This is a genomic window from Bradyrhizobium genosp. P, assembly GCF_049949265.1.
Classification (GTDB): domain Bacteria; phylum Pseudomonadota; class Alphaproteobacteria; order Rhizobiales; family Xanthobacteraceae; genus Bradyrhizobium.
In genome coordinates this window covers 4,972,620-4,983,676 of the sequence record NZ_CP188195.1, presented here as the reverse complement: position 1 = coordinate 4,983,676, position 11,057 = coordinate 4,972,620, and the positions used below count along the sequence as shown (strand labels likewise).

Below are 11,057 nucleotides of genomic sequence, written 5' to 3'. Positions count from 1 at the left end.
CCCGAAAAAAAGACTTGGCCCCGAAAAAAAGACTTGGCCCCGAAAAAAAGACTTGGCCCCGAAAAAAGACGTGGATGCCCGGCACAAGGCCGGGCATGACGAAGTGAAACGGTCCTAGATTCATTCGATGCGCCCCAGCCTGCTCAATCCCCTGTTTGCGCCGGTCACGACCCTGCCGGGCGTCGGACCGAAGCAGGACAAGCTGCTGCGCTATCTGCTGAGCCGCGACGAGACCCCGCGGCTGGTCGATCTCCTCCTGCATCTGCCGGCGAGCGTGATCGACCGCCGCATGCAGCCGAAGATCCGCGACGCCACGGTCGGAACGGTGGTGACGCTGGAGGTCACCGTCGATCGTCATCGCCCGCCCCCGCCGCGTAATTCCCGCGCGCCCTATCTGGTCTATGCCAGCGACGACACCGGCGACGTGGTGCTGACATTCTTTCGCGCGCAGCCTGGCTATGTCGAAAAACTGCTGCCCATCGGCGAGAAGCGCTACGTCTCCGGCACGCTCGCGACGTATGACGGCATCCCGCAGATCGTGCATCCCGACCGCGTCATCGACGAGGCCGGATTTTCGAAACTTTCCGGCATCGATCCGGTCTATCCGCTCACCCAGGGGCTTGCGCTCGGCTCGCTGCGCCGTGCCATCGCGCAGGCCTTGCTGAAGCTGCCGGATTTGCCGGAATGGCTCAGCCCTGAGGTGCTCCGCCGCTGCAACTTTCCGCCGATCAAGGAAGCGCTGAACCGCGTGCATGTGCCGGTCGAGCTGACTGACATCCTTCCCGACGGCCCGTTCTGGTCGCGGCTTGCCTTCGACGAACTGCTGGCCGGCCAGCTAGCGCTGGCACTGATCCGCGCGACGCTTCGTCGTCCTGCCGGGGTCCGCAATGCCGGCGACGGCCATCTCCGCAACAAGATCATCGATGCCCTGCCCTATGCGCTCACGACATCGCAGCGCGAGGCGGTCGCCGCCATCACGGAGGATCTGCGTCAGCCGGTCCGGATGCTGCGGCTGGTGCAGGGCGACGTCGGCTCCGGCAAGACCGTCGTCGCGCTGCTCGCGGCGGCTGCGGTGGCGGAAGCCGGCAAGCAAGCCGCACTGATGGCGCCGACCGAAATCCTGGCGCGCCAGCACATCAAGACCATCGCCCCGCTCGCCGAGCGCGCCGGCATGAGCGTCGCGATCCTCACCGGCCGCGAGAAAGGCAAGGAGCGCCGCGAGCTTTTGGCGCGCCTCGCCGCCGGCGAGATCGATCTGTTGGTCGGCACCCACGCGCTGATCCAGGACGACGTCGTCTACAGGGCGCTGGCGCTGGCGGTGGTGGACGAACAGCACCGCTTCGGCGTCCGCGAGCGCCTCGCGCTGACCTCCAAGGGCGAAGCCGTCGACGTGCTGGTGCTGAGCGCAACCCCGATCCCGCGCACGCTGGTGCTGACTTACTTCGGCGACATGGACGTCTCGGAGCTGCGCGAAAAACCGGCCGGCCGGCAACCGATCGACACCCGCGCGGTACCGATGAGCCGAATCGGGGACGTCGTGGACGGCGTCGGCCGCGCGCTCGAGGCCGGCAAGCTGGTCTACTGGATCTGCCCGCTGGTCGAAGAGTCCGAGGCCGAGGGCTCCGAACACCTCACCAACGCTACAGAACGTTTCGAGTCGCTGCGGCAGCGCTTCGGCGATCGCGTCGGCCTGGTCCATGGCCAGATGAAGGGCGCGGAGAAGGATCGCGTGATGGCGCAATTCGCCGCGCACGAAATCGGCCTGCTGGTCGCCACGACCGTGGTCGAAGTCGGCGTCGACGTGCCGGCCGCGACCATCATGGTGATTGAGAACGCCGAGCGCTTCGGGCTGTCGCAGCTCCACCAGCTGCGCGGCCGCATCGGCCGCGGCTCGGAGGCCTCGACCTGCCTCCTGCTCTACCGGGAGCCGCTCGGCGAGATGTCGAAGGCGCGGCTCAAGGTGATCCGCGAGACATCAGACGGCTTCCGGATCGCCGAGGAGGATTTGAAACTGCGTGGCGAAGGCGACGTGCTCGGCGTCAGGCAAAGCGGCCTGCCCGGCTACCGCATCGCGCGTTCCGAGGTGCACGGCCAGCTCATCACGCAGGCCCGCGACGAGGCGTTGCGGATCATGAAGGACGATCCGAAGCTGAAAGGCGAGCGCGGCGAAGCGCTGCGCTGCCTGCTCTACCTCTACGAACGCGACGAAGCCGTGCCGCTGATCGGCGCGGGGTGAAGCTGTCTCCTCATCATCATTGCGAGCGCAGCGAGGCAATCCATCGCTCCGCGTATGCTGATGGATGGATTGCTTCGTCGCTACCGCTCCTCGCAATGACGGTGTAGGGTTGTAGTTGGAGGAAAAAGATGAAGCAACCTTGCGTATACATCTTCGCGAGCAAGCGTCACGGGACACTCTACACCGGCGTGACCTCGGACCTACCTCGCCGAGCTTTTACGCACCGTGAAGGGCTTGTAAAAGGCTTCTCAGCAAAGTACGGCTGCAAGATGTTGGTCTGGTACGAGCTTCACGAGACCATGATCAATGCAATCACACGCGAGAAGCAGATCAAGGCGGGCAGCCGAGCGAGGAAGATTGCGCTCATCGAGACGCTGAATCCCGATTGGAATGACCTCTACGATACGCTCATCTGAGCAGAATAGAACACCGACCGCCTCCTCAACGTCATTGCGAGCGGAGCGAAGCAATCCATCGCGCCGCATGTGCGGAGGGATGGATTGCTTCGTCGCTATCGCTCCTCGCAATGACGGAGAGAGGTCGTCAGCCCTTGGCCTTACCGCCTTCCGCGAACGCCTTCAGTTGCGCGACTTCGGTCCGCGCGCCCTTTTCGTCGGCGGCGATGTGCTCGAACAGGCGAGCAAATCCCTCGTAGGCGAGGTTGGCGGGATGATCGGGGCCGAGGAATGCCGCGATCTCGCGCATCTCGGCGACCCAGCGATAGGCTTTCGGCACCATGTCCGGCAGCGCGGCGTCGAGCTTGGCGAGCAGCTGCGGCTGGCTTCGTATCAGCTCCTCGCGCAGCGCATCCGCCGCGCCGGCACGGGTGGCGGCGAGCACCATGGCAGCCGCAACCGCGGTCAGGCCCTTGTTGATTCCGGCGTAGGACATCTTCAGCGCCGAGGCGGCGCCGGCCGGCCCCTCAACGACACGCATATCGAGGCCCAATTCGCTGAGCACAGCGACGTCGCCGGTGTGTTCGCCCGAGACGAAGAACGACGGTCCCGGATGGCCTGCCCGCGGCGGGAGGCCGATGATCCCGGCATCGACGAAGCGCGCGCCTGACGATTCGACGATCTCCTCGACCTTGCGGACCGTCTCGACGCTGACCGCGTTGCAATCGACGAATACCGGCGTGGTCTGCTCCCTGGTGATTTCTGCGGCAAGCCGTTCGGCCAGCGCCAGCGCCTCGCCCGGCGGCACGATCGATAGGATGATGTCGGCGCCTGCGATATCGGCATCATCGGCCGCGATCATCCCGGCATCGCTGGCCCGCTTCACAGTGGCTGCGCTGCGCCCGGCGAGCGAGGTCAGCACGCGTGCGCCGTGCTCGGTCAGGCGCTGTGCCACCGCGCTGCCCATGGCACCCGGCGCGAGGACCGCAATGGTCGTGGACATCGTGGTCTCCCGGTTGAAGGCGTGGATCGGCGCGCTGCGCCCGAGCCTGTGTCGCTCGCGGAACGTCTTGCCGGGCCGTTCAGCCCTCGGCTTTCGCCGGCGCCGCCGGTTGCAACGAGGTCTGGTTGGCGACGCGGGCGGCGTTGGCCATGCCGGCGAGCGCGGCGACGCGTTTCTGCTGTTCGGAGGCGCCGGGCTGCACCACGCCGGCCGACATGATCAGCGTCGCGGCATCCTCGGTGCTCATCTCGATCTCGATGATCTTGCTCTTCGGCACGTAGAAGAAGAAGCCGGTGGTCGGGTTCGGCGCACAGGGCAGAAACACCGAGATGTGCTCTTCGTCTCCGGGCAGGCTGGCGGCAAGTTCAGGGTTCGGCGACTGCGAGATCAGCACGATCGACCACATCCCTGGCGAGGGAAATTCGACCAGTCCGACGCGGCGGAAGCTCGACCCGTTGCCGGAGAACAGCGTCTCGAACACCTGCTTCAAGCCGCGATAGATCGCGCGCACAGCGGGAATCCGCCCCAGCAGCCGCTCGCCGAGATCGACCAGGGTTCGCCCGATCAAATTGGCGGTGAGAAAGCCGAGCAGCGTCAGCGCGATAACCGCGACGATCAACCCGGAGCCGGGCAGCCCGAACGGCAGATAGGTTTCCGGCCGGTAGGCCACCGGAACGAACGGGCGGACCAGATTGTCGACCCAGTTTACGAACCACCACGTCAAATAGAAGGTGATCGCGATCGGACCCGCAACCACCAGGCCGGTCAGGAAATAGTTGCGAAACCGCGCCATCAGCCCGCGCGGGGCGTCCGGAGGCAGTTCACCTGACGTGACGGGGGGCAGTTGGTTGGAGGTCATTGCGGTTCCAAGGTGGTCGAAGCGGCCACAGGCCAATCAACCAGCTAAGCCATCCTAGCAGGTTTTTGAAGGGCCAAGATGACCACAAGGCTTGCGGCTATTCGACCGTGACCGATTTCGCCAGATTCCGCGGCTGGTCGACGTCGGTGCCCATGACGACCGCGGTGTGATAGGCCAATAGCTGCACCGGGACGGCATAGACGATCGGCGCAAAGGTCGCCCCCATGTCGGGCATCACGATCGTCACCAGGGACTGGATCGTCGCCTCGGCCGCCCCCTTGGCGTCGGTCATCAGGATGATCTTGCCGCCGCGGGCCGCCACCTCCTGCATGTTGGAGACCGTCTTCTCGAACACCTTGTCGTAGGGCGCGATCACCACCACCGGCATGTGCTCGTCGATCAGCGCGATCGGCCCGTGCTTGAGCTCGCCGGCGGCGTAGCCCTCGGCATGGATGTAGGAGATTTCCTTCAGCTTCAGCGCGCCTTCCAGCGCCAGCGGATAGCTGGTGCCGCGACCGAGATAGAGCACGTCGCGCGACTTCGCGATCTCGCGCGCCAGCTTCTCGATCTGCGGCTCCAACATCAGCGCTTCCGACATCAGCCGCGGAATCTCGACCAGCGAGTGCACCAGCTTGGTCTCGTCGGTGTCAGACAGCTCGCCGCGCGCCTTGCCGGCGGCGACCGCGAGCGAGGCCAGCACCATCAGCTGGCAGGTGAAGGCCTTGGTCGAGGCGACGCCGATCTCCGGCCCGGCCAGCGTCTGCAGCACGGTCTCGCTTTCGCGCGCGATCGTCGAGGTCGGCACGTTGATGACCGACAGCGTGTGGGCGCCCTGCGATTTGGCGTAGCGCAGCGCGGCCAGCGTATCGGCGGTCTCGCCGGACTGCGAGATGAAGATCGCCAGATCGCCCTTGCGCAGCGGCGCCTCGCGATAGCGGAATTCGGAGGCGACATCGAGCTCGACCGGCACGCGGCCCAACCGCTCGAGCCAGTATTTTGCGACGAAGCCGGCATAGCTCGCGGTGCCGCAGGCCGTGATCGAGATGCGCTGAATGTCCTTGAAGTCGAACGGCAGCTTGACCGGTATCGCGACGCGCTCGGTCGCCATGTCGACATAGCGGGCGAGCGTATGGCCGACCACTTCCGGCTGCTCGTGGATCTCCTTCGCCATGAAATGACGATAGTTCGCCTTGTCGACCAGCGCTGCCGCCGTGGTGTGCTTGATGGCCTCGCGGTGGACGATCGCGCCGTCCTTGTCGTAGATGGTCGCGCCCTTGCGGGTCAGCACTACCCAGTCGCCGTCCTCGAGATAGCTGATCGTGTCGGTGAAGGGCCCGAGCGCGATCGCGTCCGAGCCCAGATACATCTCGCCCGCGCCATGGCCGATCGCGAGCGGCGGGCCGTTGCGGGCGCCGATCATCAAATCGTCCTCGCCGGCGAAGATGAAGCCGAGCGCGAACGCGCCGCGCAACCGCGTCAGCGCCGCCCTCACCGCCTCGATCGGCTTGACGCCGCCCTTGAGCAGATCATCGACCAGATGCAGCACGATCTCGGTGTCGGTCTGGGTCGAGAACACCGTGCCCTTGGCCTCGAGCTCCTCGCGCAGCTCGCGGAAATTCTCGATGATGCCGTTATGCACCACGGCGACGCGCTCGGTCGAATGCGGATGCGCGTTGTTCTCGGTCGGCTTGCCGTGGGTCGCCCAGCGGGTGTGGCCGATGCCGGTATGGCCGCCGAGCGGCGTTGCGCCCAGCTTGGCCTCGAGGTTCTTCAATTTGCCCTCGGCGCGGCGGCGCGCGAGACTGCCATTCTCCAGCGTGGCGATACCTGCCGAATCATAGCCGCGGTACTCGAGCCGCTTCAGCGAATCCACCAATTGCTCCGCGACCGGAGCGCGTCCAAGAATGCCGACGATGCCGCACATGCGGTTCAATATCCCCAAATCGCCGAAAATTTGCCAAAGCAGCGACACGGTCCCTTAACGGGAATCGCCGTGCGCAAGATACTCAATAATTATTGCGGATTGCGACAGTGTTAAGCGGCAAGGTTGACGCTTAAGACTGGTTAATCCTCCGTCTCCATTTTCACCAATTGTTAGCAAACCAGGTTCTGCATCGCGCAATTTCACCTGCCATCAAGGTGAAGTTAACCCCTTTCCGAGAGGCTGCCGCCGCCGGAGGTGCCCCGATGCACGAAATGCAAGATCCCGAGGCGCGTCGCCTCGATGTCCTGGCCCACCTCGACATTCTCGATACGCCGCGCGAGCTTGCCTTCGACCGCCTGACGGCGCTGTGCCGGAAGATTTTTCGCGTACCGATGTCGACGTTCGCTTCGCGGACAATGTCTTCGTGCGCGACAAGCCGTTCATCCGTTTCTATGCGGGCGCGCAGCTTCGCATATCAGGCGCAATCGTCGGGACGTTGTGCGCGATGGATACGCGCCCCCGCGACCTCGACGCCGGATCTTGCGGCGATCGCCGTCGACGAGTTGATGCTGCGGAATCTCAGCATGCAGGACAGCCTGACCTGCACCTCTTCGCGGCGTTGTTTTCGCGGCGAAGGTGAGCGGCTGACCGCGCTGGCGGCACGGCATCTCAGCCCGCTCGCCTGTGCCGTGCTCGACGTCGATCACTTCAAGTCGGTCAACGACAGCTACGGTCACGCCGTCGGCGATGGTGCTGTCCGCGGTCGCGGACGCCGCGCGGAGTGACGATTGCCGATGGCACTGATTTGCCCGACGGGGCAAGTGCTCACGGCAAAAATATTTCGGTTTTTTCGCAATCAAAATTGGTGTATAGATTTGCCCGTCCCACCCGATCGAGGGGCGTGCGCACGTCACGAACGCGCGGTGGGATGCGGTGGACGCCGATTGCGCAACAGACGAGTGCGCATGAAGCGGACAGTGAAGTCGTGTGGTTCCGACACCCCAGTGGCAGGTGTCTCTTCGCAAGAGCCCAAGGGCCCTCGCGGATGACGGTGACAAGCAAGCCTGGTCTCGCCGGGGAGAGCACGAAGTAAGCCGTAACCCATCGCGCAGGGAAAGCCGGAGTTCCCGGTTACACCTGTGGTCCTACCCCGGTGCTTTTTGTTGCACCGGGCCCATGGGTGCAATCGGCACCCGGCTTTCCCTGCGCCCTCTGCAAAGTGAGAGGGCAAACGAAGCGCAAAGCTCGGACAAATCATGTCGCGAGGACGTGAAACCGCGCCTCATCTACAACTGTCATCGCCCGGCCTTGTCCGCAATTGCGCACCGGGACCGGGCGACCCAGTACGCCGCGACCTCTCAGCTCAAGCACTGACGTCTCTGGAATACTGGATCGCCCGGTCGAGCGGGGCGATGACACCGAGGTTTTGGCTGCTTGATCATTGAAGCCGAAACTTCTCCCCGTTATTGCGAGGAGCGAAAGCGACGAAGCAATCCATGCTTCCCCGTACGCGGCAGAATCGGTTGGTTCGCGGAGCCTGTCATCGGGCGCGCATTCGCGCGACCCGTTGGCTCGCAATGACGCGGAGAAGGCCTGCGGCAGAGGGCCCCTCACTTCTCCTTTGGCGCTTTCGCCTTCATCTTGATCTCGCGATAGCGCTTCGCGCCGCCTTCGCGGATGGTCTGCTGGCTGCGCTCGACGGCAAGGGCGTCGTCGGGCACGTCCTTGGTGATGACGGAGCCGGAGCCGATATAGGCGCCGTTGCCGATCTTGACCGGCGCGACCAGCGAAGAGTTGGTGCCGATGAAGGCGCCCTCGCCGATCAGCGTCTTGTGCTTGGAGAAGCCATCATAGTTGCAGGTGATGGTGCCGGCGCCGAGATTGGAATTGGCGCCGACATGGGCGTCTCCAACGTAGGAGAGATGGTTGACCTTGACGCCGGCCTCGAGCACGGCGGCCTTGGTCTCGACGAAATTGCCGATCCGCGCGCCGTCGCCGAGCGAGGTGCCCGGCCGGATCCGCGCATAGGGACCGACCGAGGCCTTCTTGCCGATCGAGGCCTCGACGATGTGCGAGAAGGAATGGATCACGGCGCCATCGGCGATCGTGACGCCGGGGCCGATCACCACGAATGGCTCGATCGTGACGTCCTTGCCGAATGTGGTGTCGGCCGCGAGGAAGACGGTCTCGGGCGCGATCAGGGTCACGCCGGCTTCGAGCGCGGCTTTACGCAGCCGCGCCTGCATCACGGCCTCGGCCTCCGCGAGCTGCGCGTTGGTGTTGATGCCGCGCACTTCGTCTTCGCTGGTTTCAATCACGACGGCCTCCAATCCCAAATCCCTGACGATGCCGACGGCATCGGGCAGATAGTATTCGCCCTTGGCGTTGCTGTTGCCGATCTTCTCGATGATCGCGAGCGCGCGGCTGCCGTCGAACGCCATCACGCCGGCGTTGCACAGCGTGATCTTGCGCTGCTCCGGGCTGGCGTCGGCATGCTCGCGGATTGCGACCAGTTTACCGCCGTCGACCACCAGCCGGCCATAGCCGGTGGGATCGGCCGCCTGGAAGCCCAACACGGCAAGCGCCGCGCCCTGACGAAGCGGGGCGCGCATGCGCGCAAACGTCTCGGCCGAGATCAGTGGCGTGTCCCCGAACGCGACCAGAAGGTCGTCGGCGCCGTGGGCCAGCGCCTCGCGCGCGGCCAGCACCGCATGCGCGGTGCCGAGCCGCTCGCGCTGAACGAAGACCTGCGCGTCGGGCCGAATGCGCCGCGCCTCGGCGGCGACCGCCTCATGGTCCGGGCCGATCACGACCGCGAGCGACGATCCCTCGCCGGCGGCGGCAGCATTGAGCACATGCGCCAGCAGCGACTGCCCGGCGACGGGGTGCAGCACCTTCGGCAGCGACGAGCGCATCCGCGTGCCCTCGCCGGCCGCAAGCACCACCGTCAGGCTCGATCGCGCAGTCATTCGATATCCTCAACACCTCGCGCAGCCCCCTGCGCTGGGCCGTCTTTAATGGGTTTCCCGGGGAGAAGAAACCGATTCGCCTCCGTGCGCACCCGGATTTAAGTTCCCGGTCGATTTCCTGTTAATCTTTGCCCTGTGATTCGGCGGGCCTTGAGGAGGGCCAAGCGCGCTTTGGCCAAAGATCCCGACAACCTTGCGGCGGATTTCGACACTGAAAGCTCAAGTGGGCTGCTCGCTGAGGAGCGCGAGTCCGGTCGCAGCATGCTGTGGCGGCTCGGGTCGTGGGGCGTCGCCGCGGTCGGCGCGGTCGTCGTCGCCGTGATGGCCAACCAATCATCATTGATGCTCAGGCGCGACCAAATTGCTGCCGTCGACGTCGCCCGCCAGGCGCAGCAGTTGCAGACGCTGGCCAAGGAGAGCCACAACGAGACGCGGCGGCTCGCTTCCGCGATCGATACGCTCAACAGCGACCGAGACCGGCTCTACTCGCGTGTCAGCACACTGGAGCAAGGCTTCGATTCCGTCACCGGCGCGATTACCAAACAGGCGCCGGTCGTTCCGCCGGCACCAGCAGTAGCCGCAATGATCGCCCCAGTCGCCCCGCCGGCACCTGCACAGCCGCCGGCGGCAGCTCCCGCCGTCACACCGGTTGCCAGCACCCAGCCGGCGCCCTCCGACAAGCAGGCCGCGTCGGACAGAGCGGCTGCCCCGGCCGAGAAGCCGGCCGCCACGATGGAGAAACCTGCCGGGGCGGACAAGAAGTTGGCGCTCGCCGCCAGGCCGCAAGCAGTCTCCGAAACCAAGACTGGCTCGGACACCAAACCGCAGGCCTCCGACCCCAAGCCGCAGACCGCTGCCGACAAGCCGCCGACGGCCGTGCCGGACAATCCGTCCGCGGCGGCGCCCGCCGCCGCCGTTGCCGCCAGCCCCGTTGCCGTCGCAGTTCCAGCCGGCGCGGACGACGGTAAACCTTCAATGCCAATGCGCCCGGCGGCGGCGGTTGCTGACAATTCGATGATCGGGGCGCCAAATCCTGCCGCCGGCAAGCCGGTCGAACCGATCAAGCCGCCAAAGGCCAACGACGTGGCATCGGCGCCGATGCCCGAGGTGGCGACCGCGGCGCGGGAGCCTGACGACGGCAGCACACCGAAGGCGCAGATCCAGCGCACCGAGTTCGGTGTCGATCTCGGCATCGCGAATTCGGTCAACGGGCTGCGCGCGCTGTGGCGCGGGCTGTTGAGGGTTAAGGCCAACGCGCCGCTTGCGGCGCTGCGCCCGATCATCGTGATCAAGGAAGGCACGGGCGGCCTCGGCATGCAGCTTCGTCTGGTGGCCGGACCGCTCAACGATGCCGGCGCCGCCGCCAAAATCTGCGCCGGACTGAGCCCGATCCAGCGGACCTGCGAAACCGCGATCTACGACGGCCAGCGCCTGACCATGAAGTCCGACGACGAGCCGGCCGCGGGCAAGCCGCTCCAGCCGCGCCGGCGGATTGCGCCCAGGCGCGCCGACGCGCCGGTTGCCGAGCAGAAGAAGCCGGAGCCGACGACGTTCTCCTCGATCTTCCGGCGCAACGGCCAATGATCATCTGCGGCAATATGTTGCGGTCAAATTCTCAACCAACTTCCCCGGTCGAGGCGAGCTTGTCGCGCACCGCATTCGCGACCATAG

At 65.5% G+C, this 11,057-nt stretch carries 8 protein-coding genes; 4 read left to right on the top strand and 4 right to left on the bottom strand.

From position 1 onward, the window contains the following. Positions 1-127 precede the first annotated feature (127 nt). Together recG and ACP2YO_RS24130 are read left to right on the top strand one after the other, a co-directional pair. Positions 128-2,236, top strand: a complete 2,109-nt coding sequence (gene recG, locus ACP2YO_RS24135) for an ATP-dependent DNA helicase RecG (RefSeq protein WP_426433539.1) — start codon at positions 128-130, stop codon at positions 2,234-2,236. A gap of 128 nt (positions 2,237-2,364) precedes the next feature. Next, entirely contained in the window at positions 2,365-2,652 is a 288-nt protein-coding gene (locus ACP2YO_RS24130; RefSeq protein WP_426433537.1) for a GIY-YIG nuclease family protein, read from the top strand. 127 nt (positions 2,653-2,779) lie between these two features. Here the strand turns inward: ACP2YO_RS24130 and ACP2YO_RS24125 are convergent, their stop codons facing one another. The 3 genes from ACP2YO_RS24125 to glmS form a co-directional block, all read right to left on the bottom strand. Further along, positions 2,780-3,634: a DUF1932 domain-containing protein gene (locus tag ACP2YO_RS24125; protein ID WP_426433535.1), complete on the bottom strand. Its 855-nt coding sequence runs from the start codon at positions 3,632-3,634 to the stop codon at positions 2,780-2,782. Between the two features lie 79 nt (positions 3,635-3,713). Beyond that, on the bottom strand, positions 3,714-4,493 hold the full coding sequence (locus ACP2YO_RS24120; RefSeq protein ID WP_426433533.1) for a DUF502 domain-containing protein: 780 nt from the start codon (positions 4,491-4,493) through the stop codon (positions 3,714-3,716). Positions 4,494-4,590: 97 nt separating this feature from the next. Continuing rightward, positions 4,591-6,417: a glutamine--fructose-6-phosphate transaminase (isomerizing) gene (gene glmS / locus ACP2YO_RS24115; RefSeq protein WP_426433531.1), complete on the bottom strand. Its 1,827-nt coding sequence runs from the start codon at positions 6,415-6,417 to the stop codon at positions 4,591-4,593. A gap of 263 nt (positions 6,418-6,680) precedes the next feature. Between glmS and ACP2YO_RS24110 the strand changes: the two genes are divergently transcribed. Continuing rightward, a complete protein-coding gene (locus ACP2YO_RS24110) occupies positions 6,681-7,202 on the top strand; it encodes a diguanylate cyclase (RefSeq protein ID WP_426433529.1) in 522 nt (173 codons plus the stop codon). 825 nt (positions 7,203-8,027) lie between these two features. Here ACP2YO_RS24110 and glmU read toward each other — a convergent pair. After that, a complete protein-coding gene (gene glmU, locus ACP2YO_RS24105) occupies positions 8,028-9,386 on the bottom strand; it encodes a bifunctional UDP-N-acetylglucosamine diphosphorylase/glucosamine-1-phosphate N-acetyltransferase GlmU (RefSeq protein ID WP_426433527.1) in 1,359 nt (452 codons plus the stop codon). A 171-nt stretch (positions 9,387-9,557) separates the two neighbouring features. Here glmU and ACP2YO_RS24100 point away from each other — a divergent pair, with 171 nt between their 5' ends. Then, the gene (locus tag ACP2YO_RS24100) at positions 9,558-10,970 is read left to right on the top strand and encodes a hypothetical protein (RefSeq protein ID WP_426433525.1); all 1,413 of its coding nucleotides are present in this window, start codon (positions 9,558-9,560) and stop codon (positions 10,968-10,970) included. Positions 10,971-11,057: the final 87 nt, after the last annotated feature.